The organism is Achromobacter sp. 1014246743 (genome assembly GCF_059760725.1).
Map to the genome: position 1 here is coordinate 1 of NZ_JCBANA010000022.1, position 25,591 is coordinate 25,591.

The 25,591-nt window shown below is 65.9% G+C and carries 23 protein-coding genes; 12 read left to right on the forward strand and 11 right to left on the reverse strand.

From position 1 onward, the window contains the following. Nucleotides 1-186: 186 nt before the first annotated feature. Nucleotides 187-657: a tRNA (cytidine(34)-2'-O)-methyltransferase gene (locus AC6LJ2_RS11385; RefSeq protein ID WP_025141082.1), complete on the reverse strand. Its 471-nt coding sequence runs from the start codon at nucleotides 655-657 to the stop codon at nucleotides 187-189. Between the two features lie 69 nt (nucleotides 658-726). Next, on the reverse strand, nucleotides 727-1,443 hold the full coding sequence (locus AC6LJ2_RS11390; RefSeq protein WP_445657748.1) for a ComFC family protein: 717 nt from the start codon (nucleotides 1,441-1,443) through the stop codon (nucleotides 727-729). Between the two features lie 90 nt (nucleotides 1,444-1,533). Between AC6LJ2_RS11390 and AC6LJ2_RS11395 the strand changes: the two genes are divergently transcribed. Next, the gene (locus AC6LJ2_RS11395) at nucleotides 1,534-2,466 is read left to right on the forward strand and encodes a methyltransferase domain-containing protein (RefSeq protein ID WP_498151390.1); all 933 of its coding nucleotides are present in this window, start codon (nucleotides 1,534-1,536) and stop codon (nucleotides 2,464-2,466) included. 69 nt (nucleotides 2,467-2,535) lie between these two features. Here the strand turns inward: AC6LJ2_RS11395 and AC6LJ2_RS11400 are convergent, their stop codons facing one another. The 7 genes from AC6LJ2_RS11400 to rsmB form a co-directional block, all read right to left on the reverse strand. Continuing rightward, nucleotides 2,536-3,777 carry a YbdK family carboxylate-amine ligase gene (locus AC6LJ2_RS11400; RefSeq protein ID WP_263914905.1) on the reverse strand — a complete coding sequence of 414 codons (1,242 nt, stop codon included), beginning with the start codon at nucleotides 3,775-3,777 and terminating at the stop codon, nucleotides 2,536-2,538. 462 nt (nucleotides 3,778-4,239) lie between these two features. Further along, nucleotides 4,240-5,709: a TrkH family potassium uptake protein gene (locus tag AC6LJ2_RS11405; protein WP_263914904.1), complete on the reverse strand. Its 1,470-nt coding sequence runs from the start codon at nucleotides 5,707-5,709 to the stop codon at nucleotides 4,240-4,242. Between the two features lie 52 nt (nucleotides 5,710-5,761). Beyond that, a complete protein-coding gene (gene trkA / locus AC6LJ2_RS11410) occupies nucleotides 5,762-7,141 on the reverse strand; it encodes a Trk system potassium transporter TrkA (protein WP_263914903.1) in 1,380 nt (459 codons plus the stop codon). Beyond that, entirely contained in the window at nucleotides 7,138-7,827 is a 690-nt protein-coding gene (locus tag AC6LJ2_RS11415) for a response regulator (protein WP_263914902.1), read from the reverse strand. The genes trkA and AC6LJ2_RS11415 overlap by 4 nt, the downstream gene beginning before the upstream one ends. An 11-nt stretch (nucleotides 7,828-7,838) precedes the next feature. After that, nucleotides 7,839-10,157, reverse strand: a complete 2,319-nt coding sequence (locus AC6LJ2_RS11420; RefSeq protein WP_445657750.1) for a sensor histidine kinase — start codon at nucleotides 10,155-10,157, stop codon at nucleotides 7,839-7,841. After that, the gene (locus AC6LJ2_RS11425) at nucleotides 10,154-10,744 is read right to left on the reverse strand and encodes a DUF4390 domain-containing protein (RefSeq protein WP_263914900.1); all 591 of its coding nucleotides are present in this window, start codon (nucleotides 10,742-10,744) and stop codon (nucleotides 10,154-10,156) included. The genes AC6LJ2_RS11420 and AC6LJ2_RS11425 overlap by 4 nt, the downstream gene beginning before the upstream one ends. 39 nt (nucleotides 10,745-10,783) lie before the next feature. Next, nucleotides 10,784-12,121, reverse strand: coding sequence for a 16S rRNA (cytosine(967)-C(5))-methyltransferase RsmB (rsmB, locus tag AC6LJ2_RS11430; protein ID WP_263914899.1), 1,338 nt, complete (start codon nucleotides 12,119-12,121; stop codon nucleotides 10,784-10,786). Between the two features lie 149 nt (nucleotides 12,122-12,270). On the opposite strand from rsmB, the gene AC6LJ2_RS11435 reads away from it, so the two are divergent. The 8 genes from AC6LJ2_RS11435 to rimO all read left to right on the forward strand — a co-directional run bounded on the left by AC6LJ2_RS11435 (nucleotide 12,271) and on the right by rimO (nucleotide 22,672). After that, nucleotides 12,271-12,903 carry a LysE family translocator gene (locus AC6LJ2_RS11435; RefSeq protein WP_263914898.1) on the forward strand — a complete coding sequence of 211 codons (633 nt, stop codon included), beginning with the start codon at nucleotides 12,271-12,273 and terminating at the stop codon, nucleotides 12,901-12,903. 276 nt (nucleotides 12,904-13,179) lie between these two features. Further along, on the forward strand, nucleotides 13,180-14,805 hold the full coding sequence (locus AC6LJ2_RS11440) for a BCCT family transporter (RefSeq protein WP_498151391.1): 1,626 nt from the start codon (nucleotides 13,180-13,182) through the stop codon (nucleotides 14,803-14,805). A 30-nt stretch (nucleotides 14,806-14,835) separates the two neighbouring features. Beyond that, nucleotides 14,836-15,972, forward strand: coding sequence for an aromatic ring-hydroxylating oxygenase subunit alpha (locus tag AC6LJ2_RS11445; protein ID WP_263914896.1), 1,137 nt, complete (start codon nucleotides 14,836-14,838; stop codon nucleotides 15,970-15,972). 65 nt (nucleotides 15,973-16,037) lie between these two features. Then, nucleotides 16,038-17,486 (forward strand): NAD-dependent succinate-semialdehyde dehydrogenase, encoded by a 1,449-nt coding sequence (locus AC6LJ2_RS11450; protein WP_263914895.1) that lies wholly within the window; start codon nucleotides 16,038-16,040, stop codon nucleotides 17,484-17,486. Nucleotides 17,487-17,506: 20 nt separating this feature from the next. Beyond that, on the forward strand, nucleotides 17,507-18,478 hold the full coding sequence (locus AC6LJ2_RS11455; protein ID WP_498151392.1) for a PDR/VanB family oxidoreductase: 972 nt from the start codon (nucleotides 17,507-17,509) through the stop codon (nucleotides 18,476-18,478). 103 nt (nucleotides 18,479-18,581) lie between these two features. After that, complete coding sequence (locus AC6LJ2_RS11460) at nucleotides 18,582-19,913, forward strand: OprD family outer membrane porin (protein WP_263914893.1); 1,332 nt, start codon at nucleotides 18,582-18,584, stop codon at nucleotides 19,911-19,913. 149 nt (nucleotides 19,914-20,062) lie between these two features. After that, complete coding sequence (locus tag AC6LJ2_RS11465) at nucleotides 20,063-21,157, forward strand: helix-turn-helix domain-containing protein (protein ID WP_263914892.1); 1,095 nt, start codon at nucleotides 20,063-20,065, stop codon at nucleotides 21,155-21,157. A 198-nt stretch (nucleotides 21,158-21,355) separates the two neighbouring features. Further along, nucleotides 21,356-22,672, forward strand: a complete 1,317-nt coding sequence (gene rimO, locus AC6LJ2_RS11470) for a 30S ribosomal protein S12 methylthiotransferase RimO (RefSeq protein WP_263914891.1) — start codon at nucleotides 21,356-21,358, stop codon at nucleotides 22,670-22,672. Between the two features lie 35 nt (nucleotides 22,673-22,707). Here the strand turns inward: rimO and AC6LJ2_RS11475 are convergent, their stop codons facing one another. Next, nucleotides 22,708-23,025, reverse strand: a complete 318-nt coding sequence (locus AC6LJ2_RS11475; RefSeq protein ID WP_263914890.1) for a DMT family transporter — start codon at nucleotides 23,023-23,025, stop codon at nucleotides 22,708-22,710. A gap of 93 nt (nucleotides 23,026-23,118) precedes the next feature. Here AC6LJ2_RS11475 and AC6LJ2_RS11480 point away from each other — a divergent pair, with 93 nt between their 5' ends. After that, nucleotides 23,119-23,508: a winged helix-turn-helix transcriptional regulator gene (locus AC6LJ2_RS11480; protein WP_498151393.1), complete on the forward strand. Its 390-nt coding sequence runs from the start codon at nucleotides 23,119-23,121 to the stop codon at nucleotides 23,506-23,508. A 102-nt stretch (nucleotides 23,509-23,610) separates the two neighbouring features. On the opposite strand, the gene AC6LJ2_RS11485 is transcribed toward AC6LJ2_RS11480, so the two are convergent. Continuing rightward, nucleotides 23,611-24,171, reverse strand: coding sequence for a ferritin-like domain-containing protein (locus AC6LJ2_RS11485; protein ID WP_263914888.1), 561 nt, complete (start codon nucleotides 24,169-24,171; stop codon nucleotides 23,611-23,613). A 228-nt stretch (nucleotides 24,172-24,399) separates the two neighbouring features. Between AC6LJ2_RS11485 and AC6LJ2_RS11490 the strand changes: the two genes are divergently transcribed. Together AC6LJ2_RS11490 and AC6LJ2_RS11495 are read left to right on the forward strand one after the other, a co-directional pair. Then, entirely contained in the window at nucleotides 24,400-24,987 is a 588-nt protein-coding gene (locus tag AC6LJ2_RS11490) for an LOG family protein (protein ID WP_445657755.1), read from the forward strand. A gap of 38 nt (nucleotides 24,988-25,025) precedes the next feature. Further along, nucleotides 25,026-25,586, forward strand: coding sequence for a hypothetical protein (locus AC6LJ2_RS11495; protein WP_263914886.1), 561 nt, complete (start codon nucleotides 25,026-25,028; stop codon nucleotides 25,584-25,586). The last annotated feature ends 5 nt before the right edge of the window (nucleotides 25,587-25,591 follow it).

A 25,591-nucleotide genomic window follows, 5' to 3' on the forward strand; every position in this document is an offset into this window, starting at 1 on the left:
AACATTGAAGCACGGTAGCCTTGTGGCTGTGGTTTTTTTTTTCCAAGCAGAGGACGCCATCCGAGCTGGCCAAACAGTTCTCGTGGCCTCGGAGATTTGTATAGGAGACAGCCCCCCCCCGCCTGCCCCGTCACGCGCGGCTCAAGAACTCAAACCGACGCAATCCCCCCCTAAGTCCGCCAAAACTCAAACCCCACCCTCATACCCCTGCTGCCGCCAAGCCTCAAACACCGTCACCGCCACCGCATTCGAGAGATTCAAGCTCCGCTGCCCCGCCCGCATAGGCAACCGCAACCGCTGCTGCGGGGCAAACATCGCCTGGTGTTCGTCGGACAACCCTGCGGTCTCCCGCCCGAACACAAACACGTCCCCCGGCTCGAAGCGCACATCCCCCACGCTACGCTGCGCCTGCGTCGTCAACGCATAGATATGCGAGGCCTGCGCCCCCGTATCCTGCAACGCCTCCTGCAGCGTGTCGTGCACCCGCACCGGCTGCCACTCGTGGTAATCCAGCCCTGCCCGGCGCATGCGCGCATCATCCAGCTCGAACCCCAACGGGCGCACCAGGTGCAATTGCGCGCCCGTATTGGCGCACAGGCGGATAGCGTTGCCCGTGTTGGGCGGAATCTCGGGGCAGACGAGGATGACGTGGAACATCGCGATAGGGCCGAAAACGTTGAAAGACTGGCGACCCACACGGGCCGCGCGTAGCGGATTGTCGCCGATTTACCCGGGGGCCCGCGGGGTACGGGCCACCACCAGCACCGTCACGCTGGCCGCTCCCGCCGCCCGCAATGCCTTCGCCGCCGCGTGCACCGTGCTTCCGGTCGTCATCACATCGTCCACCAAACCGACATGGCGCCCCGACAGATCCCGTACGCAATCAAACGCTCCCGTTGGCCCGCGTACCCGGGCCTGCCGTCCCAGCGCCGTCTGCCCAGGCGTCTCGCGGCGCCGCTTGAGCGCGGTGCAGGCCAGCGGCAGCGTCAGTTGCGCCGCCAGGCCACGCGCGATCTCCGCCGCGGGATTCATGCCGCGACGGCGCAGCGACTTTCGGCTGGACGGCACCGGCACCAGCAGCAAGCCACGCGGCAGTGCCTCGTACCGCCGCACCGACTGCGCCAGCAGCCGCGCCAGCACTGGCGCCGCACTGAGGCGCAACTGGGTCTTCAATTGGCTGACCAGCGCATCCGCCGGCGGCTCGTAGTCGAACGCCGCGATCGTCCGCCCGAAGGCCCGCGGCATCGCCAGGCAAGCCGTGCAATGCGGTGCGGCCAGACCCAGCCGCAATGCGCAGCGCGGACAACGGGGCGTCCGGGGATCGATTGCCAAGTCCGCCTCGCAGCCGTCGCACAGCCTGGCGCCGCGCACCCGCGCCCCGCACAAGGGACAATCGCCGGGCACGCGGGCAAGCAGGCCCCGCCCCATGGCCAGTAGGGACAATCGGCGGTGTCCGCCGGGATGCGCAATAATGTCTGCCATCCCCCATGAAATCATGATCCGCCCCGCGCCGCAGGCCCGGGCGCGACCGAAATGTCCCTGCCAGCACCCGCCACCCCGCCTTCGCTTCCCCTCGTTGCCGCCGACGTGCCACGCCAGTTCGCCCGCCGTGGCGACCTGGCCGAAGCCCAATTCCTGTATGGCGAGGTTGCCCGCCGCATGCTTGGCCGGCTGCAGTACATCCGCGTCAAGCCGCAAGCCATGCTGGACGCCGGCTGCGGCGCGGGCGACAACCTGCCCCTGCTGCGCGAACGCTATGCCGATGCCGCCTACACCGGCCTGGACAACTGTGAACCGCTGCTGGACATCGCCCGCAAGCGCCACGCCCCCGCCGGCCTGACCGCCTGGATCGGCAAGCTGGCCCGGCGCGGCCCGGCCGTCGGCTTCGTCAACGCGGACCTGGCCGCGACCGGCCTGGCGCCGGAATCCCTGGAACTGGTGTGGTCCAACCTGGCGCTGCACTGGCATCGCGAGCCGCACGCCGTGCTGGCCGAATGGCGCCGCATCCTGAAAGTGGGCGGGTTGGCCATGTTTTCCTGTCTGGGGCCTGCCACGCTACGCGAGCTGCGGCAGGCGCTGACCGACGCCGGCCTGCGCACCGCCACGCCGGCCTTCGTCGACATGCATGACTTTGGCGACCTGCTGGTCGAGAACGGTTTCGCAGACCCGGTAATGGACCAGGAAATCCTGACCCTGACCTACCGCACCCCCGAAAAACTGCTGCAAGACGTGCGCGCCCTGGGCGGCAACCCGGCAGAAGGCCGCCGCGGCGGGCTGGTCGGGCGGGCTTGGCAACAGCGCCTGTGCGCGGCGCTGGAATCCCAGCGCCGACCCGATGGCGTCATCGCCCTGAGCATCGAAGTGGCCTACGGCCACGCCTGGCGCGCCGCGACCCATCGCGGCAGCGCGGGGGAAACCCGGCTGTCGGTCAGCGCCATCGGCGGCCGCCAGCGCGGCACGCCCTGAGCCCGCAACAAGCAAAAGGGCCGCCAGCGGCGGCCCTTTGCGTCAACCCGGCTGTCCAGCCCTTTGCGCTTAGTGCAGGCGTTCCGGCAAGGTCGCCGTCACCCCCGGCTCTGCCGCCGACAGAGGCTGCATGGGCTCGGAATTGGCGCGGATGCGCCGCCGCAACACTGCGGTCGGCTCAGCCGGCGCGGCCTGGGGCGCCTCGCCACGCCATGCCTGCGACATCGATTCCACCACCAGCGGCAGATCACGCAGGCGATGGAACTGGCTGCGCAGCCAGCGCGCATCGTTGCCGCTACGCATGGCTTCGTCGCGCAGCGCGGCAATCATGTCGCCCGTGCCAAGCTCCTCGGCCACTGGCATCAACCGCTGGAACAGCGCGCGCAGATGGTCCATCAGGCGGGTACGCTGACCGTCGGGCGTCACGTAGCTGCCCTGCAGGCCGAAACGACAAGCCTGGAAGTGATTGCTACGGTACGACAACCAGGCCTTGTCGCTGGGATCGTCCTCGCGCATCAGCAGCACCGACAGCGCCTGGGCGAAGGCGGCGATCTGGCAGGCGCGCTCGACCGTCAGCGGCGTGTCGCAGACGCGGATTTCCACGGTGCCGAATTCAGGCTTGGGGCGAATGTCCCAGTACAGGTCCTTGATGCTCTCGGCCAGGCCGTAGGCGCGCAGTTGCGACAGATGGGCCTCGAACTGGTACCAGTCCTTGACCTCGGGCGGCATGTGCCCGGCCAGCGGGAAGCTGTTGACCGCATTCAGGCGCGAGCACGAGAACAGCGTATCCACGCCCTCGCAATACGGCGACGAGGCCGACAGCGCAATAAAGTGCGGCACATAGGGCGACAGGCGGCGCAGCAGCTTGATGGCGTCGTCGCCGCTCTTCACGCCCAGGTGTATGTGTTGGCCGAACACCGTAAATTGACGCGCCAGGTAACCATACATTTCTGCCAGGTACTGAAAGCGCGGGGTGTCGGAAATGGAGCGCTCTTGCCAGCGCATGAAGGGGTGAGCGCCACCGCCTGCCACGGAAACGCCAACGGCGTCGGCCGCTTCCACCAGGGCGTCGCGCATTTCGCGCATTTCGGCCAAGAGGCCCATCGGGTGCTCGTGCACCGAGGAATTCAATTCAATCATGGACCGTGTGATTTCCGGTTTGACGCGGTCGGCGATGGGGTGGTTGGCCATCTGGGCCAGCAGCTCGTCCGAGGCTGCGGTAAGGTCAAAACTGCGGGGGTCGATCAGTTGCAGCTCGAGTTCGATGCCCAGGGTGTTGGGGGCCGACGAAATGAACGGGATCTGTTCCATCTCGGACTCCTTCGAATGTGTGATGAGGGGGTGCGCCGTTCGACCTTGAAGCCCGGCAACTTCCCGGGGGGCGCTAGACGGCGGCTTGTGAACGCATAATAGCCGCATGTTTGTGGCAAAACGATTGAAAATAGTGACATTTGTGTGCAACATCGCGAAGCATTCGGTTTTGCCCTCTAGAACAGAGTGAGCGAGCACTCACAAGCTAGAAACGATGGGGCTTCCCGGCCCAAGGCGACCGAAATCGCAGTCTGGACGGGCCTTTTGGAAGGGGGTGGGATAACCCTTATTCGGGTTTACCCGCACAAAATGCGCAAGAAAAATGGCCGCCCTGCTGGGGCAGCAAACACGCATAGCGTGTGCAGCGTGGGGGTCCACACCCCGCCGCCGGGCCGCCCCAAGGCGGGGTCGCCCCCTCGGGGGGCAGCAAACACGCATAGCGTGTGCAGCGTGGGGGGCCCTCTATTTCCGCCAGAAGATGGGCGTGAACAGCACCAGGACCGTCAAGAGTTCCAACCGTCCGATCAGCATCGCGAAGGTGCAGACCCAGATCTGGAAGTCGGACAGCACCGCGAAATTGCCCATCGGGCCCACCGGGCCCAGGCCGGGGCCGGTGTTGTTGACGCTGGCGAACACGGCCGAGAAGGCCGTGATGGGGTCCAGCCCGGACAGCAGCAGCAGGCTGGTGAAGACGGCGATGGACAGGCCGTAGAACAGCATGAACGCCAGCACCGACGACATGGTCCGGGATTCCACCGCCCGGCCGTTGATCCGCACCGGACTGACCGCGTGCGGATGCAACATTGTTACCAGCTCGTTGCGCGCCTGCTTGACCAGCAGGATGGCCCGGATCATCTTGATGCCCCCTCCGGTCGACCCCGCCGACGTCGCAAAGCCCGACAGCAGCAGCATGGTCAACGGCGCGAACAGCGGCCACTGGGCGAAATCGGTATTGGCATAGCCCGTGGTGGTGGCCATGGAAATGGTGTTGAACATGCCGTAGCGCAGCGCTTGCAGGGGTTCCTGGTACACGCCCTTGACGTACAGGAACACCGAAATCACCAAGCCCACGCCCAGTACGATCACCAGATACGGGATGGCCTCGGGACAACGCAGATAGGCCCGGGGACTACGCTGGCGGAAAGCATTGAAGTGGGTGGCGAAGTTGATGCCGGCGATCAGCATGAACACCATGGCCACCATTTCGACCGCCACCGAATCGAAATGCGCGAAACCATCGTCCCAGGTGGAAAACCCGCCCAGGCCCATGGTGGTGGCCATGTGGCACCAGGCCTCGAACCAGGACAGCCCGACTGCCCGGTACGACAGCAGGCACAGGATCGAAAACGCGAAGTACACCGCGTACAAGGCCTTGGCCGTGCTGGCGATGCGCGGGGTCAGCCGCTCGTCTTTCATGGGGCCGGGCGTCTCGGCCCGCACCACCTGGTGGCCGCCCACGCCCAGCAGCGGCAGGATCGCAACCGCCAGCACCAGGATGCCCATGCCGCCGATCCAGATCAGCGTCGCGCGCCACAGGTTGATCGAAGCCGGCAACGCATCCAGGTTGGTCAGCACGGTGGCGCCGGTGGTAGTGAGCCCGGACATGGCCTCGAAATAGGCCCCGGTGAACGACAGCGGCAGCCCGGCGCGGTGGAAATAGATCAGCAGCGGAATCGCGGCCAACAGCGGCAGGCCGGCCCATACCGCCGACACCAGCACAAAGCCGTCGCGGGCCCGCAGTTCGCTGCGCGAGCGCCGCGTCACGGCGGCCAACACCACGCCGATGCCCAGGGAAATCAGGAATCCGTGCAGGAAGGCGTCGCGCGCGGCATCGCCGCCCACATAGGCGACCACGAGCGGAATGAGCATGGTGAGGGCGAACATCACCATGGTCAGGCCCAGGATATGCAGAGTGGCCAGGACGCGCTTCATGGCAGTTATCCGGCTGCCCCGGGCCCGCGGCAAAGGGAGGCGTACGGGCTCATCAGAAGAACGACGCCGAGACTTGGAACAGCTTTTCCACGCGCGGCATCTGCTTGCGCGAGGGCACGAAGACAATGACGTGGTCGTCGGTTTCGATCACGGTATCGGCATCAGGCAGGATGATTTCGTCTTCGCGCACCAGGGCACCGATGCTGGCGCCCTTGGGCAGGCTGATCTCGCCGACCCGGCGGCCCACCACCTTGGAAGTGGAGCGGTCACCGTGGGCGATGGCCTCCAGCGCCTCGGCCACGCCCTGGCGCAGCCGGTGCACGGCGGCCACGTCGCCCCGGCGCACGTGGCGCAGCAGTTCGCTCATGGTGGCCTGCGACGGCGACACGGCGATGTCGATATGGCTGCCCTGCATCAGTTCACCGTAGGCCTGCCGGTTGATCAGCGCGATCACCTTGCGTGCGCCCAGCCGCTTGGCCAGCAGCGACGACATGATGTTGTCCTCGTCGTCGCTGGTCAGCGCCAGCCAGGTGTCCATGTCTTCGATGTTTTCGCGTTCGAGCAGGGCCTCGTCGGTGCCGCTGCCATGGAGCACCAGCACGCTGTCGGGCAACTGGGTGGCCAGGTACTCGCAGCGCTTGAGATCGCGCTCGATGATGCGCACGCTGTAGTTTTCTTCGGCCAGCGCGCGCGCCAACCGCAGGCCGATATTGCCGCCGCCCGCGATCATCACGCGGCGCACGGCTTTTTCGGCTTCGCGCAGCTGGCGCACGGCGCGGCGGGCGTGGCGCGTGTCCACCACCAGCACCACCTCGTCGCCCGGCGCAATGACGGTGCCGGCGCCGGCCCGCAGTGGCCGCCCACCCCGCAGCACGTCGATCACGCGCGCGGTGACGTCGGGCCAGACCTCGCGCAGCTTGTCCACGGGATGGTGGGCCATGGGGCTGCCATGGCCGACGCGCACGGTCACCACGCTGACGCGGCCCTCGGCGAATTCCACCACCTGCAGCGCCTCGGGGAACTCGATCAGGCTGTGCAGATAGGTCGTGACGCTGCGCTCGGGGCTGATGATGGCGTCGATGCAGAAGCCCTCTTCGCTCATCAGTTCAGGGTGTTCGGGGAATTCGGCCGAGCGGATGCGGGCGATGCGGCGGGGAATGTTGAACAGCTGCCGCGCGATCTTGCAGGCCACCATGTTGGCGGCATCGGACGCGGCACAGGCGATCAGCAAGTCGGTGTCGGCGGCGCCGGCGGCTTCCAGCACCGACACCTGCGAGCCGTCGCCATGGACGACCCGCAGGTCGAAGTGTTCTTGCAGGTACTGGAGCTGGGCCGGGTCCGAGTCGATGACCGTGATGTCGTTCTGTTCCGACACCAGGTTCTCGGCCACGCTGGTGCCTACGCGACCAGCGCCCATGATGAGGATCTTCATGCGCCCCGCTTGCGGGCGGATTCGATGCCCAATTGCTTGAGCTTGCGGTAAAGATGGGTACGCTCGAGGCCGGTGCGTTCGGACACCCGCGTCATGCTGTGGCTTTCGCGGACCAGGTGGTATTCGAAGTAGATGCGTTCGAATTCGTCCCGGGCTTCACGCAGCGGCTGGTCCAGCGAAATGCTGCCCAGTTGCCCGTTGGCGGTGACCGGGACTTCGTTGGCCGGAGCGGCCGACAGCACGGGCGGATCGAGTTCGTCTTCGAGGGCGACGGTCGCGCTGGCCGCGGCCGGCGCCACGGCCGGTGCCGGATGCGGCGCCCGGCCCCGGGCCAGGCCGGCGGCCACGGTCTTGAGCAGACGCTGCAACGTAATGGGCTTTTCCAGGAAATCCATCGCACCGATGCGGGTGGCCTCGACCGCCGTATCGATGGTGGCATGGCCGCTCATCATGATGACGGGCATGTCCAGCAGACCCTGCGAGCCCCATTCCTTGAGCAGGCTCACGCCATCGGTGTCGGGCATCCAGATGTCCAGCAACACCAGATCGGGACGCATGCGAAGGCGCGCGGCGCGCGCTTGCGCCGCGTTTTCGGCCAATTCGACCGTGTGTCCTTCGTCGTAAAGGATTTCCGACAAAAGCTCGCGAATACCGACTTCGTCGTCAACCACCAGAATTCTGGCCATAAAGCATCCACCTATTGCGTAGCCGCATTATCCTTTTCTTGCGCGGTCGCGTCCATAGTATCGGACCCGGCTGCAAGCCGGGTCAACAAGATGGAAATCCGCGCGCCCCCTTCCTTGCGGTTCGCAAGGTCGATTCGCCCACCGTGCTCTTCCACAATCTTGCGTACGATTGCCAATCCTAACCCAGTCCCGTGGGACTTTGTGGTTACGTAGGGCTCGAAGGCGCGCTGCATGACCTGGGGCGGAAAGCCCGGGCCGGTGTCGGCCACCGTGAAGCGCAGGGCCTGGTGGTCGGCGCGGTCGGGCTGTTCGCTGCGCATCAGCTGGGTCGTGACGCTGACGCGACCCTCGCCGCCCTTCTCGGCAATGGCGTCGCGGGCATTGGACAGCAGGTTGTGGATCACCTGGCGCAACTGGGTCGGGTCACCTTCGATGGCTGGCAGGTCCGGTCCCAGGTTGACGTCCAGATTCAGGGCTTTCCCGGCTACGCGGGCAGGCGCGCCGCCATCGGGATCCCAGCCGTACAAGGACAGCACGTCGGCCACCAGGGCATTGAAATCGATACGTTGCATCACCGCCGGCGGCGTGCGCGCGTATTCGCGGAAGTCGTCCACCATCTGCTTGAGCGAGGCCACCTGGTTGACGATGGTGTTGGTGGAACGCTCGACGATCTGGGCCTCGGCGGGCTGCAGCTTGCCCTCCAGCTTCATGGCCAGGCGTTCGGCCGACAGCTGGATCGGGGTCAGGGGATTCTTGATCTCGTGGGCCAGACGGCGTGCGACCTCGCCCCAGGCGACGGTGCGGTTGGCCGAAATGACCTCGGTGATGTCGTCGAACACGACCAGGTAGCCGTTGCCCCGGCCATCCACCCGCAGATGGGTACCGCGCGCCAGCAGCGTCAGGGGCTGCGGGCCATTGGGGGTATCGCCCTGCTTGGGCGCGATCTCGAACTGCTGCTGCCAGTGCTGGCGCTCCGACCCGACCGCGGCGTGGGTGGAAAACGCCTGCCGAACGATGTTCGCAAATTCGAGCATGCCATCCACGGTTTCCAGCGGCCGCCCGATCACGGACCGCAGATCGGCCTGCAAAATGGTCTGCGCGCCCTGGTTGACGGTCGTGACGCGGAATGACTCGTCAAACACCAGCACCCCGGAAGACAGGTTGGACAGCACGCTTTCCAGGTAGACGTTGGAACGCTCGAGCTGCTGGCGGTTGCTTTCGACCATGCGGCGGGCTTCGTCCAGCTGGCGCGTCATGGCGTTGAACGACCGGGTGAGCTGGCCGACTTCGTCGCGCTCGGGCGGCTCGGGCAGCGGGCGGTAGTCGCCCACGCCCACGGCCTGGGTGCCGCCGGCCAGGCTGAGCAGGGGGCGCACCAGCCGCTTGGACAGCGACAGGGCCACGGCGATGGCGCCGAACGCCGCCAGCAGCAGCGCGAGGGTCAGCGTGATGCCGTACAGCTTGCGCAGGCCCAGCCGCGACAAGGCCAGCTCCTGGTAGTCGCGAAAGCCCTGCTGCACCAGGTTGGCGTTGTGGGCGATCTGCTCGGGCACCGGCTGCAGCAGTTGCAGCCAGCGGGGTTCGGACGCCGCGCCCAGCAAATTGTCGTAGCGGTCGGGCCCGGTCAGGGGAATCACGACCCGCAGGTGCAGGCCGCTGTCCATGCCGGGCTTGACGGGGTCGTCGGCCTCGGCGGCCGAATAGCCGCGCGACAGCCGCAGCTGGTTCATGACGGTGGGCGGCGGCATGGCGGGCAGCAGCTGGCCGTACTGGCTGGTCGAAAACGCCACCATGCGGCCGCTGCCGGTGAACACCATGGCTTCCTGCACGCCATTGGCCTCGCGCAGGCGGGTCAGCGCCAGGGTCACGCCGGTATCGGAATTGCGGTTCAGTTCGGCCGCCATGGACCGCGCGCGGGCGTCCAGGTCGGCCAGCAGGGAATCCAGTGCCGCGCGGCCCAGGTTCAGGCCCGCTTCCAGCGCCGTGTCGACCCGCACGTTGAACCAGGACTCGATCGAGCGCGACATGAACTGCACCGAAACGGTATAGATCAGCGCGCCGGGCACCACCCCGATCAGGGCGAACGCCAGGGAAAAGCGGGCTGTGAGCCGGGCGCCGAACTGCCGCCGCCGGATCTGCCGGGCCAGACGGACGGTCAGCGCCACCACCCAGACGAACAGGGCCAGGGCGAAAATGCCGTTCAGCACCAGCAGGATGTCGTAATAGCGGGCAAAGCGCGAGGCGTTGCCGGTGGACCATGCCAACAGGCCCAGCAATGCCAGGCCGCTCACGGCGCCGACCATCAGGGCCAGCCGAAGCAGCAGCCTCATGAGGGGTCTTTCTCCTTGTCGCCGAGCGAGAACGAGAAGTCCGTCCACGGCGTGCCTTGGGCCCACGAACTGCTGTTCAGGGCGTTGACCTGGAACGGCCGCGGCAGCAGCGAGGTATCCAGCCGCAGCCGCAGCTGGCCGCCGTAGACCACGCCTTCGTCGAAGTCATCCGCGTCGGCGACCTGCCAATTGCGGACATGGCGGATGACGCTCATGGCATCGTCCAGCGAGGCCACCGGGAAGGACAACTCGCCCACCCCGGCCCGCCATTGACGGGTCAGCGCGTTATAGAGCACCCGCCAGGTGCGCGAGGTGTCCACCAGGGACTTGTCGAACCACCACCACCGCTCGCGCGTGATGGTGAGATCGGCCGTGAAGTACAGCGGCACGCCGCGCTGGGCCGCGTCGCGCAACTGCTGATTCAGTTCGAATTCGATATCGGCGTCGATTTCAAGCTTGTCGCCGCGCACCACGGGTTCGACGCGCACGACTTTCGGTTCGGCCGCATGCGCCTGGCCGACCGGCGCAAACGAAAGCAAGGCAGATACGAACAACAACCCCAGAAATAAGCGTGAAATGATGGACATACGACACCGAAACCCCGTCATGCCCCTATTCTTGGCGATTCACGACGCCTTGGCAAACAAGGCGTAGAAAAACCCGTCCTGTTGCTGCGCAGGTGTTGCATCGACCGCAACTGGCAGCAATTGGCCGGGCGCGTCCAGCCGCTGGGCTTCGGGATGGCGCTGCAGGAATTCCAGCGCCTGGCGCGCCCCCTCGATCGGAAACACCGAGCACGTCACATACAGCAGGCGGCCGCCCGGCGCCACGGTGGTCCAGAGCGCGTCCAGGATCCGGGCTTGCAGCGTGGCGGTGCGGCGCACGTCGTTTTCGCGACGCAGCCAGCGGATGTCCGGGTGGCGACGCACGATGCCCGATGCCGTGCAGGGCACGTCGGCCAGCACGGCGTCGAACGGCTTGCCGTCCCACCAGGCGTCCAGGTCGGCGGCGTCGGCCGCCTGCAGGCGCACGCGGTCGCCCGACAGGCCCAGGCGATCCAGATTCTGGCCGACCCGCACCAGGCGGTCGGCGTCGGCGTCCAGGGCCAGCAGGTCGATGTCGGCCAATTCCAGCAGGTGGGCGGTCTTGCCGCCGGGCGCCGCGCAGGCGTCCAGCACGCGCATGCCGTCGGTCGGGGCCAGCAGTTCCGCAGCCCGCTGCGCGCCGGCGTCCTGCACCGACCACCAGCCTTCGGCAAAGCCGGGCAACTGGGTCACGGGCTTGGGCGAGGCCAGCACCACGCCGGCCACACCCACGGGATCGGCGGCCAGGCCAGCGGCCTCGAAAGCCGCCAGCACCTGCTCGCGGCTGGCGCGGCGGCGGTTCACGCGCAAGGTCAGCGGCGCCGGGACGTTGGCCGATTGCAGGATGGCCTGCCACTGCTGCGGGTAGGCCACGCGCAACTGCTTGACCCACCAGCCCGGGTGGTTCCATTGGGCTTCAGGGCTGTCCGCCACGGCGGCGTCCAGCGCCGCCCGTTCGCGCAGGAAGCGGCGCAGGCAGGCATTGAGCAGGCCCTTGAACGAGGCCAGGCTGCGAGTATTGGACGCGGCCGTCACGGCCTGGTCCACCACCGTGTGCGGCGCGTAGACCGGCATGCCCGGCAAGGCGGCTGCGGCATCACCCTCGGCCTTGAGCAGGGTCAGCGAGACCAGCAGCAGCGACTCGAACAGCACGTTGGGATAGCGCTGCACCAGCTCTCGGCCCACCGCGTCGGCCCAGCCCAGGTAACGCATGGCATGGAACGACACCGCCTGGGTGGCCGGCCGCAAGGCCGATTCGACGTCCGTCAGCGCGTCGGTGAGGGACCGGCCGTCCAGGACTTGCTCGACCACCCCCGCGCTGGAAAGCAGAACGGCGGACAGCGGCGGGGCGAGATGGGGGGAGTCGGAACGCGTGGACATGGCAGGAAATCAGAGGATAAGACCGCTATGGTAGCCCGGCGCGGTCTGCCTGCCCCGGGCAACCCTGCGGCCGGGCGCGCTTGCGCCCCGCCGCCGCTGGACGAACCGCCCTGCCGGCGTCACACTGGCCGCTTGCCACGGAGCCCGCCATGTCCACCGCCACGCTGCTGTTGTTCATCCTGGCCTCGGCCGTCGCCATCGTGACGCCCGGCCCGACCGTCCTGCTCGCCATGAGCAACGGCTCGCGCCATGGCGTGCGAGCCGCCTGCTGGGGCATGGGGGGCGCGGTGCTGGCAGACCTGATCCTGGTGGGCGCGGTGGCGTCCGGCTTGGGCGTGGTCCTGGCAGCCTCCGAGGTCGCCTTCCAACTCCTGAAGTGGGCGGGAGCGCTCTACCTGGCCTATCTGGGCTGGAAGATGCTGCGGTCCGATGCCGCGTTGGTCCTGCCGACCGCCCCCTCGGGCGCGGCGCGGCCCACCGGCCTGAAACTGGGGCTGCGCAGCTTCGTGGTGGCCGTCACCAACCCCAAGCTGCTGCTGTTCATGTCGGCTTTCCTGCCGCAATTCATCAATACGCAGGCCCCCCTGCTGCCGCAATACCTGACCGTCGCCTGCGTGCTGGCCTTGATGAACCTCATGACCATGCTGGCCTATGCCACGCTGGGCGCCCAGCTGGTGCGGGCTTTCCAGGGGGCCGGCCTGCGCTGGCTGAACCGCGTCTGCGGTTCGCTGATGATCGGGCTGGCGGGCACGTTGGCCCTCTACCGCCGCAGCGGGCCCTGACCCGCACGGCAACCGCAGGCCCCCCCACTTCGGGCGTTGGTCTGACATTTACCCCGGCCCGACCCGGGTGCCCTGGCGCCGTCCGCGCGCCTGAAACCCGCGTGCGCCCTGGCGCCGCCGTCCTTCCGACCCCTCGCTTCGCCTGACGGCCTGGGATTTTCCCTAGCTCGGCGAAAACTGGCCGCCAGGTTAATCTATGGTTATATGTAAACCAATAGTTAACAAAGCCGCTGCAAGGGCCCCGCCCTTCGCCAGCAACGGAGCCGGAGACAACCCATGCACCGCCCAAAGCCAGACCTTTTCCTGATCGCCGCCAGCCTGGTAGCCGTCGCCCTTCCCGTCATCGGCCTTGCGGCATTCCCCGCCGCGGCCGAGACCTTCGCCAGCACGCTGTTCGACTTTTCCACCCGCGCCTTCGGCACCCTGGTGCTGGTGTTCGTATTCGCCGCCGCGCTGGCCGCCGGGTATCTCGCCTTCAGCAAGTACGGCAACATCCGCCTGGGCAGCGGCAAGCCCGAATACGCCACCGCCACCTGGGTGTTCATGTTCATCTGTGCCGGCATGGGCTCATCCACCCTGTACTGGGGCGTCATGGAATGGGCCTACTACTACCAGACACCGGGGCTGCACCTGGCGGCGGGGTCGCGCGACGCGCTTGAGTACAGCATCAGCTACTCGTTCTTCCACTGGGGCATCAGCGCCTGGGCGCTCTACGCCATCGCGTCGCTGGCCCTGGCGTATCACTTCCACGTCCGCAAGAAAAGCGGCCTGGGCATGGCGTCCATCGTCGAAGCCGTCACCGGCCTGCGCGCCAACGGCTGGGTCGGGCGCGTCGTCGACCTGATCTTCGTCTTCACCATGTTCGGCGCCCTGACGGTGTCGCTGGCGCTGACTGCCTCGACGCTCACCCGCGGCCTGTCCGCCCTGACCGGCATGCCGGACACCTTCACCAGCCAGTTCATCGTCATCGCCATCATCTCGGTCGTGTTCTCGCTCAGTTCGTACGTCGGCATCGACGGCGGCATGCAGCGCCTGAGCAAAATCGTCTGCATCGGCGCCCTGGCCTATTCCGCCATCGTGCTGGTCGTCGGCCCCACGCAATTCACCGTCAACAACATCACCAACGGCCTGGGCCTGATGATCCAGAACTGGGTGCGCATGAGCCTGTTCACCGATCCGTCCGGCGATGGCGAGTTCACGCGCAGCTGGACGGTGTTCTATTGGCTGTGGTGGATTTCCTACGCGCCGGGGGTGGCCATGTTCGTCACTCGCGTGTCCCGCGGCCGCAAGATGAAGGAAGTGATCGCCGCGCTGGTGCTGGGCGGCAGCGCCGGCTGCTGGTTCTTCTTCGGCGCACTGGAAAGCTTCAGCATGCACCAGTACTTGACCCAGGCGGTCGACGTGCCCCGCCTGCTGGCCGAGCACAGCGGCGAAACCGCGGTGGTCACCCTGCTGACCAGCCTGCCCTGGGGCGGCGTGTTCCTGGCGGCCTTCCTCTTCATCATGGCCGTGTTCTGCGCCTCTCACATGGACGCCGTGGGCTACGCCATTGCTGCCACCAGCACCCGCAACCTGAAAGAAGGGCAAGACCCCAGCCCCACGCTGCGCCTGTTCTGGTGCGTGATGCTGGCGTTGCTGCCGCTGGCCATGCTGTTCGCCCACGTGTCGCTGAACACGATGAAGACCGCCGTGGTCCTCACGACCATCCCGTTCCTGCTGGTGCTGGGAATCAAGCTGTTCGGCCTGTTCCGCTGGCTGTCGCAAGACTATGGCGCCCTGTCCACGCAACAGATCGAAGAACAGGCGCGCCTTCTGGCCGCGAACGACCCCGCCGACGGCCAGCCCGCCCAAGCCGCTGCCCCGCACACCGCCCCCACCGCCATGCCCGTCCCCCGGGCCTGACCCCCGCTTTCCCGAACCATGGAGACCATCATGAACCCCAACACGAACACCATCGAACGCCTGCCCGCCGACTTTTGCACCAACGCCGACGTGGCCCACACCATCCCCGCCAGCTACTACACCAGCGACGCCATCTACGAATACGAAAAAGAGAAGATCTTTGCCGACAGCTGGATCTGCGTCGGTCACCGCAGCGAAGTCGCGGAAAACAACGCCTACATCACCCGTGACGTCATCGGCGAAAGCATCATCGTCGTGCGCGGCCGCGACGGCGTGCTGCGCGCCTTCTACAACGTCTGCCCCCACCGCGGCCACCAACTGCTGCAAGGCGACGGCAAGGCCAAGAACGTCATCACCTGCCCGTATCACGCCTGGACCTTCAAGCTCGATGGCGACCTGGCCCACGCCCGCAACTGCGACAACGTGGTCGACTTCGACAAGGCCAATTCCAGCCTGGTCGCGCTGCGCGTCGAGGAATACGCCGGCTTCATCTTCATCAACATGAATCCCGACGCCGGTTCGGTCGAGACCCAGCTGCCCGGCTTGCAGGCGCGCCTGCGTCAAGCCTGCCCGGTCATCGACGACCTGCACCTGGCGGCCCGCTTCGTCACCGAAACCCCCGCCAACTGGAAAAGCATCGTCGACAACTACATGGAGTGCTACCACTGCGCGCCGGCCCATCCGGGCTTTGCCGATTCCGTCGACGTCGGCCAATACACGCACACCATGCACGGCAACTGGAGCCTGCAGTTCGGCATCGCCAAGTCTTCCCCCAAGTCTTTCCAATTCGACGACAGCGTCAAGGACCCCTCGTTCGCGGGCTTCTGGGCGTGGCCGTGCACCATGTTCAACGTGCCGCCCGGCGGAAATTTCATGACGGTCATCTATGAGTTTCCGTCCAGCGCCGGCGTCACCCTGCAGCACTACGACATCTACTTCCTCAACAAGGAACTGACCGCGGAACAGCAATCCCTGATCGAGTGGTACCGCGACGTCTTCCGTCCCGAGGACCTGCGTCTGGTGGAAAGCGTGCAAAAAGGGCTGAAATCCCGCGGCTACCGTGGCCGCGGCCGCATCATGGTCGACCGCCAGCGCAGCGGCCAGAGCGAACACGGCATCGCGCATTTCCACCATCTGGTCGCGCAAGCACACCAAGACCGCCCTTGACCTGACCGCGGGCCCGGTGCCTTCCCTGCCCGGGCCCGCCGCTTTCCTTTCCGCCCAGGATTCCCATGCGCAAGACCGAATCTCCCCTGCTTCGCGAACAAGCCTTCATTGCCGGCCGTTGGTGCGACGCCGACAACCACGCCACCATCACGGTGACCGACCCCGCCACGGGCCAGGCTCTGGCCCAGGTACCCGACATGGGCGAAGCCGAAACCCGCCGCGCCATCATCGCCGCGCGCGACGCGCTGCCCGCATGGCGCGCCCGGCCCGCCCAAGAACGCTCACAGATCCTGCGCCGCTGGTTCGACTTGATGATCCAGCACGACGCTGAACTGGCACGACTGATGACGCGCGAACAAGGCAAGCCTCTGGCCGAAGCGCTGGGCGAAATCCGCTACGCCGCATCGTTCCTGGAATGGTTCGCCGAAGAGGGCAAGCGCGTCTATGGCGAACTGATTCCGGCGCCACGCGCCGATCGCCGCCTGATGGTCATGCGTCAGGGCATCGGCGTCTGCGCCGCCATTACCCCCTGGAACTTTCCGGCCGCAATGATCACCCGCAAGGTCGGGCCGGCCCTCGCTGCCGGCTGCACCATGGTGCTCAAGCCCGCGAACGAAACGCCGCTCTCCGCGCTGGCCCTGGCCGAGTTGGCCGCGCAGGCCGGCGTCCCCGACGGGGTATTGAACGTCGTTACCGGCGACGCGGTGGCCATCGGCGGCGAACTGACCCGCCACCCTGACGTCCGCAAGCTCAGTTTTACCGGTTCGACCGCCGTGGGAAGACGCCTGATGGCGCAATGTGCGCCCACCATCAAGAAGCTGTCCCTGGAACTGGGCGGCAACGCACCGTTCATCGTCTTCGACGACGCCGATCTTGACGAGGCCGTCGAAGGCGCCATTGCCGCCAAGTACCGCAATGCCGGCCAGACCTGCGTCTGCGTCAACCGCATCTACGTGCAGGACGCCGTCCATGACGCATTCGCCAGCCGGTTTGCCGCCAAGGCGGCCGCGTTGCGCGTCGGTGCCGGCCTGCAGGCCGACAGCCAGATCGGCCCGCTGATTACCCCCAAGGCCCTGACCCAGGTGCAACGCCTGATCGACGACGCCCGTGCCCAGGGCGCACGCCTGCTGACCGGCGGCGACCCCCATGCCTTGGGCGGCACGTTCATGGCGCCCACCGTGCTGGCGGACGTGCGGCCGGGCATGCGGGTGCTGCGCGAGGAAATCTTCGGCCCCGTGGCACCACTGGTGCGATTTCATGACGAGCAGGATGTCATTCGGCAGGCCAATGACACCGAATTCGGCCTGGCCGCGTACTTCTACACGCGCGACGCCAGCCGCGTGTGGCGTGTCGCCGAACAGCTTGAGTACGGCATGGTCGGCATCAACACCGGCATGATCTCGAACGAGGTCGCGCCGTTTGGCGGTGTGAAGCAATCAGGGCTGGGGCGCGAAGGCTCGCGCCATGGCATCGAAGACTACCTGGAAATGAAATACGTGTGCCAGGCCGTCTAAGGCTTGCGCAGAGATGCTCCATGACTAAATCCCACGAAAACATCGACGTGCGTGTCACTCGCGTCGAACAGGCCAGCGAACGGGTCAAGCGTTTCACCCTTGAACGCCGGGATGGCGAGCCGCTGCCGTCGTTCACTGGCGGCAGCCACGTCATCGTGCAGATGCGCGATTCGCGCGGCAAGCAGTTCAACAATGCCTATTCGCTGATGAGCGACCCGGCCGATACCCGCTGCTACCAGATCGGCGTGCGGCTCGAAGAGCAATCGCGAGGCGGCTCGGCGTTCATGCATGAACAGGTGCGGCCCGGCAGCGAGCTGGTCATCACCGCACCCAACAACCTGTTCGCGCTGGACAACAGCCCGGGACGCCACGTGATGGTGGCCGGGGGTATCGGCATCACGCCGTTTCTCGCCCACCTGCCCGAACTGCACCGACGCGCGGCCCGCTACCAGCTGCATTACGCCTACCGGGCGCCGGAACATGCCGCGTTCCGCGACGACCTGCTCGCCAGTCCGTACGCCGACCACGTCCGCTTCCATGTCGACAGCCAGGGGGAAAAACTGGATCTGGCCGGCCTGGCGCAGGGCCTGCAAGACACTGACCACCTCTATGTATGCGGCCCCAGGCCGCTGATCGACGCAGTCATCGCCGCGGCCGACGCGGCCGGCATTCCGCCTGCCCGCGTGCACTGGGAACAGTTCGCCGCAGCGCCCGCCACGGGCGGGGCATTCACGGTCGTACTGGCCCGTTCCGGCACCGAGCTGCGCGTCGACGCGGGTTGCAGCATCTTGCAGGCGATCGAAAAATCCAACGCGGCCCAGGTGGAATGCCTGTGCCGCGAAGGCGTGTGCGGCACCTGCGAGACCCGCATTCTGGAAGGCCAGGCCGAACACTTCGACCAATACCTCAGCGACGAGGAAAAAGCGGCACAGCAGACCATGATGATCTGCGTGTCGCGCGCGCACGGAGATCGTCTCGTGCTCGACCTGTAAGCCTGGCCCCGCCCGGCCAATCTCCCTCCCCCGTCATCCCCCGTCCGCTTGCCGACCGGCAAGCGGCGTGGCCCCCTTTTTGCCCCGCCCAATGAGAACAATCGTGAGAAAGCTGATTTGCAGTTCGTTCCTCGGTTCCGCAATCCTCGCTGCGCCGGCTAGTGCGCAGACCGCGCAGACCCCGCCGCAAGCGCCGGCTCACCCCCCGGGCTTTGTCCAGGACTCGCAACTGAACCTGCTGCTGCGCAACCTCTACTGGAACCACGATCGCAAAAATGGCCTGCCGGACAACCGCGAATGGGGCCAGGCATTGCGGCTGGCGTTCCAGTCCGGCTACACGCCCGGTCCGGTGGGCGTGGGCGTGGATCTGAACGCCTACGGCGTGGTGCGCCTGGGCGGTGACAGCGCACATGTCGGCCGCGCCGGCGTCCTGGTGCCGGACGGTCATGGCGGGGTACACGACGAATCCAGCACCGCCGAAGGCGCATTCAAGCTGAAGGGGTTTGCCAGTGAACTGCGCTATGGCAACAATCTGCGCCCCTACAACCCGGTCTTCGCGCCCGCCGACACGCGGCTGTTGCCCGCGTCGGCCACCGGCCTGTGGCTGACCAGCCAGCCGCGGCAGGATCTGTTCCTGGAAGCGGGCCGCATGACAAAAGCCCGCGACTTCAACCAGGTCAGCCACGACGGCCGCTTCTACGCCTCGTATGCCGGCGTCAGCACCGACCAGGTACTGTTCCTGGGCGGCCGCCATGACCTGGACGCGTCCACCCGCTTCAGCGCGTATGGCAGTGAATTCCGGGATATCTGGAAACAGCTCTATCTCGCCGCGGGCCACGGCTGGAAAATGCCCGGCGACGATACCTTGAACCTGGACCTGTCCGCTTACCGGTCCCTTGATAGCGGCGCCAAGCGCGCCGGTGACATCGACGTCACGGCCTGGGGACTGACGCTGTCCTACGTCGCAGACGCCCACACCTTCAAGGTGGCACGCCAGCAGGTGCATGGCGACCAGCCGCTGGATTACCTGGGCATGGGACCGGGCACCTATCACGACTCGATATACCTGCCAAACTCATCGCAGCTGGCCGACTTCAATGGTCCGCATGAAAAATCGTGGGGCTTCTTCTACGTACTGGACCTGGGCAAGCTGGACCTTGCCCGCATTCCCGGCGCCAGCATGCAACTGCGCTACGTGCGGGGTTCCGGTGCGGACGGCAACCACCTCGATCGAACCAGCCCCTATGCCTACTATGCCAACGGCGAGAAGCACTGGGAAAGCGACGTGGACCTGCGCTATGTCGTGCAGTCCGGCAGCGCACGTAACCTGTCGATGCGGCTGCGCTATGCCGTGCACCGCATGACCCAGGGCACATCAGGCGCATCATCCAACCAGTTCCGCCTGATTTTCGAATACCCATTGTCGATACTCTGAGTGCAGGCAAGCGCGGCCAGGATGCGTGAAACATGGCCGCGCAGAAGCCCACAAAGAACCGCTACCGCATTGCATTTTCACTGTCAATAGAAGGCGCTGCATTATGGGACCCTCAGCTATACTGATTGTTGGCCGGGGACAGCAGCGTCATGACGGAAAACAGCTTTTCACTTCACCTCAAAGAATTACTGGAACACCGCAAACTCTCCTTGCAGTCCGTGGCCAACGCGTTGGACGTCTCGCGCACGGCCGTACATAAATGGACGCGCGGCGGCGAAATCGATTACGGCAACCTGCGCAAGCTGGCGCAACTGCTGGACGTCAACTGGATCTGGCTGCGCTACGGCGAACAAGCGCTGCGCGATGTGCAGCAGACCGAAGTCGTCGAACTGCCCATGACAGAAGTGCGCCGTCGCTACACGGCCGAAATCATGGAAAACGAAGCCCGCATGAAACTGGCGCAGGAAAACGCCCGTATCGTCACGTGGGAATGGAATTGGCTGACGGACGCGGTGTCGTATTCCGCAAACGTGGAAGACGTCTACGGCTGGCCGGTGCGCCGCAACGAAGACTTCTGGATCCATGTGGTGCCGGAAGACGTCGAAGCGCTGCAACGCATCTACCGCCAATGCATGGAAGACGGCAGCAGCTACGAATATGACTTCCGTATCATCCAGCGCGACGGCGCGGTGCGCTGGATCACCTCGCGCGGCGCCTCGCTGCGCGACAGCGCGGGCCGGCTGGTGAAGATGATCGGCATCAGCATGGAAAGCACCGACCGCAAGCTGGCGGAAGAAAAACTGCGCCGTAGCGAAGAGCGCTTTCGCACCTTCTTCGAGCAAGCTGGCGTGGCGATGGCCTGGCTGGACCTGGACGGCCGCTGGCTGCGGGTCAACCCGCCCTTGTGCGCCCTGCTGGGCTACGACGCAGCGGAACTGTCCGGGCAGACTTTCCAGGCCCTCACGCATCCCGACGACCTGCCCGCCAACCTGCAGACCCTGTCGCGCCTGCTCAAAGGCGAGATTTTCGAAAGCGTCATGGAAAAGCGGCTACGCCGCAAGGATGGCAGCTTTACCTGGGTGCGCGTGCACGCGGCGCTGCAGCGCGATCAGGACGATGACGCACAAGGGCGTATCCTGTGCGTCTACAACGATGTCAGCGACTACCGCCAGCAAGTGGACGCATTGCAGCAACGCATCCACGAACTCGAACTGCAGGCGGGCAGCGACAAGAAGCGCCGCTGAGACCGCAGCAACGCGCCTCAAGGGCAGGGGCCACCGCAAGCCTCGGCCCCGGCTGGCGACCTGCCACCCTTATTCAGGGACGCATTAAATCCGACGCCCCTGCCGGCGACCCGCTAAAATAACGGCCCCCCGCCCTGCCGCGCTAAAATTGCGCACTATTTGATCACTGGCGCCGGCTAGCGCCCACCGAGGTATTCCATGTCTTCCCCCAAAGTCGGCTTTGTCAGCCTGGGCTGTCCTAAAGCCCTGGTCGACTCCGAACGCATCCTGACCCAACTGCGCACCGAAGGGTACGAAGTCACGCCCGAGTACAACGACGCCGACGTCGTCGTGGTCAACACCTGTGGCTTCATCGACAGCGCCAAGGCCGAATCGCTCGAAGCCATTGGCGAAGCGCTGGCCGAGAACGGCAAGGTCATCGTCACCGGCTGCATGGGCGTCGAGGAATCGGTGATCCGCAAGGTGCACCCCAGCGTGCTGTCCGTGACCGGTCCGCAGCAATACGAAGAAGTGGTGCGGGCCGTGCACGATGCCGCCCCGCCCAAGAAAGACCACAACCCCTATCTGGACTTGGTGCCGCCGCAGGGCATCAAGCTCACGCCGCGCCACTACGCCTACCTGAAGATTTCCGAAGGCTGCAACCACCGCTGCAGCTTCTGCATCATCCCGTCGATGCGCGGCGACCTGGTCAGCCGGCCCGTGGGCGACGTGCTCAGCGAAGCCGAGCGCCTGGTCAAGGCCGGCGTCAAGGAACTGCTGGTGATCTCGCAGGACACCAGCGCCTACGGCGTGGACGTGAAGTTCCGCAGCGGTTTCTGGAACGGCCGGCCCGTGCGCACCCGCATGACCGAGCTCTGTATGGCCTTGTCCGACATGGGCGTCTGGACGCGCCTGCACTACGTGTATCCGTACCCGCACGTGGACGAAGTGATTCCGCTGATGGCCGAGGGCAAGATCCTGCCCTACCTGGACATCCCCTTCCAGCACGCCAGCCCGCGCATCCTGAAGGCCATGAAGCGTCCGGCCTTTGAAGACAAGACCCTGGCCCGCATCAAGAAGTGGCGCGAGATCTGTCCAGACCTGACCATCCGCTCGACCTTCATCGTCGGCTTTCCCGGCGAAACCGAGGAAGACTTCCAGTACCTGCTGGACTGGATGCAAGAGGCCCAGCTCGACCGCGTCGGCTGTTTCCAGTATTCGCCGGTGGAAGGCGCGCCCGCAAACCTGCTGGACAACCCGGTGCCCGACGACGTCAAGCAGGACCGCTGGGAGCGCTTCATGGAACTGCAGCAGTCCATCTCGACCGCGCGCCTGGCCCGCAAGGTCGGCCGCGAGATCGACGTGCTGATCGACGAAGTGGACGAAGACGGCGCCGTGGGCCGCAGCAGCGCCGATGCGCCGGAAATCGACGGCTGTGTCTACGTCAGCTCGGACCGCGTGCTCAAGCCCGGCGACCTGGTGCGCGCCCGGGTCACCGACTCGGACGAATACGACCTCTGGGCCGATACGATCTAAGCGCGCCCCCCAAGCCGGCGGCCATGGCCGCCGGCTTACGCCTCCAGCAGCTTCAAACCCGCCACGCCGCCCACGATCAGCGCGATGCACGCCAGGCGCGCCGCGGACGGCGAATCGCCGAACAGCACGATCCCCAACACCGTGATGCCCACCGAGCCGATGCCGGTCCAGACCGCATAGGCCGTACCCGCGGGCAGGTGCCGCATCGCCAGCGTCAGCAGGAAGATACTGCCCAGGGCCGCGGCTATGCCGATGACGCTGGGCCAGAACCGCGTCCACCCGTCCGCATACTTCAATGCCAGCGCCATCACGATTTCGACCGCGCTCGCGGCCAGCAAGATCCACCAGGCCATCAGGGCCTCCCCACGAATCAACAGGCGGCCAGATTAGGGCCTATAGTTACCCAGGCACAAGTACGCACCTTTTGGTAACGATAGGAAGTCCCCATGGCAACCTCCCCGCATCGCGCACCCGCCGCAGACGTCTTCAACGCCGCCTGCCCCTCGCGTCGCGCGCTTGAATTGATCTCGGGAAAGTGGGTGCCGCTGCTCTTGCCGGCGCTGGCGCAAGGCCCGCTGCGCAACGGCGAACTGCTGCGCAAGCTGGACGGCATCTCGCAGAAGATCATGACGCAGACGCTGCGCGACCTGGAACGCCACGGGCTGGTGCGGCGCGAAGACATGCGCACGGTGCCGCCGCACGTGCGCTATCACCTGACCGAACTGGGCCAATCATTGAACGTGGCGCTGGTGGCGTTGGACCGATGGGCCGAAGCGCATCATGCGCAGTTGAATGCCGCCGCGCGCCGTCACGACGCGGCCACCCTGCAAGCCTGACGGGCACCCACGCCCAGAAGCGTCAACGGCGGGCAACCCCGATGGGCTGCCCGCCGCATGAACGCCTGGCCGCGGCGCCAAGCGCGTGGTGCCAGCCGGGTATCAGTGCTTGGCCAGGAAATCCGACAGGTCGTCGGCGTGCTCTTCCTCGACGGCCAGGATCTCTTCCAGCATGCGGCGCGTGGTGGAATCCTGTTCGCCGATGTAGTCGATCATCTGGCGGTAGCTATCGATGGCGATACGCTCGGCGATCAGGTTTTCCTTGATCATTTCTTCGAGCGTGTTGCCTTCGACATATTCGGAGTGGCTGCGCTCGAGCAGTCCCTTGGGCGACAGGTTGGGTTCGCCGCCCAGTTGCACGATGCGCTCTGCCAGCTTGTCGGCGTGTTCCTGCTCCTGGGCGGCGTGTTCGGCGAATTCGGCGGCCACCGGTTCGGCGTTCAGGCCGCGCGCCATGAAGAAGTGGCGCTTGTAGCGCAGCACACAGACGATTTCGGTGGCCAGTGCTTCGTTCAACAGCTTGAGTACCTGCTCTCGGTCGGCGCGATAGCTGTCGGTGACGGCGCCCGATTCGATGTCCTGGCGCGCCTTGGCGCGGATGGCCTTCACATCCATATCGAACGGGCGGCGGTCCTGTTCGCGGTTACGGGTCGTGTTTTCCATATCGTTAGCTCCTTTTTAGTGGGTTCTACGACGCTGGACTTCCAGTCGTTCCGAACGATCCAGTCTACCTACCGCTCGAAAAGATGCTGTGTCCAAACATTGCCCGCGACCCTGTTTCCGGGCGCTGCGCCCTCGTCGGAAGTCACTGGCAGCGCTTCTCGTAAACTATCGGCTTCCCGTAAGACCCGTGACGCAATCTGTAACGGGCTAGGCTATAAATAGCGTCATATGACACTGAAGAACATCTGCGTGTATTGCGGCTCCAACCCCGGCGCCCGCCCCGAATACCTGGAACAGGCCCGCGTGCTGGCCCGTGAACTGGTCAAGCGCGACCTGGGCCTGGTGTACGGCGGCTCGGTGGTCGGCATCATGGGCGTGATCGCCAACGAAGTGCTGGCCGGCGGTGGCCGCGTGATCGGCGTGATCCCGGAACTGCTGCAAAAGAAAGAACAGGCCCACCGCGGCCTGACCGAGCTGCATCTGGTGCAGAACATGCACGAGCGCAAGGCCATGATGATGGAAAAGGCCGACGGCTTCATCGCATTGCCCGGCGGCGCCGGCACGCTGGAAGAATTCTTCGAGGTCTGGACCTGGGCTCAGTTGAACATGCACCAGAAGCCCTGCGGCCTGCTGAACATCGCCGGCTACTACGACGCCCTGATGCAGTTCGTCGACCATGCGGTCGACGAAGCCTTCATGCGCCCCCAGCACCGCGACATGCTGGTGGTGGAAAGCGACCCCGCCACGCTGCTTGACCGCTACGCGATCTATGAGCCGCCCAACGTCTCGAAGTGGTTCGAGCCGGTGAAGGCCTGACGCCCTCCTCAACCCCCGCCCCCAAGGAACGCCCCGCAATGTCCACCGGCCCGTTGTCTCCCGCCTGCACCGAGTCCGTATTGCGTGACTACTTCCACGCCAAGGACGAAAACCGCCCGCACTACATGGCGCGCGCCTTCGCCCCGCAGGCCGTGCTGAAGATGGCCCTGCGCACGCAGGCCATCGCGTTTCCCCCTGAATCGCACGGCCTGGCCGCCATCACCGACACGCTGGTGCGCAAGTTCGGCCAGACCTACGAGAACGTCTACACGTTCTACCTGGCCCGGCCCGAAGCCGGCGCATGCCTGCCGGAATACCGCTGCGACTGGATCGTCGGCATGACGGAAAAGGCCACTGGCAATGTACGCGTAGGCTGTGGCCGATACGACTGGGCCTTCCAGCGCGACCCTTACCGCGCCCATCATCTGACCATCACCATCGAGACCATGGTGACGCTGCCGCCCGGCGATGCCGAGGCGGTGTTCGGCTGGCTGCTGGCGCTGGAGTATCCCTGGACCAACGCGCAGCGCGTGGTCGCCGGCGCTCCTCCGCTTGAAGACCTGGCCCCCGTGGTGCAGTATCTGCTTCACCCCATGTAGACCGG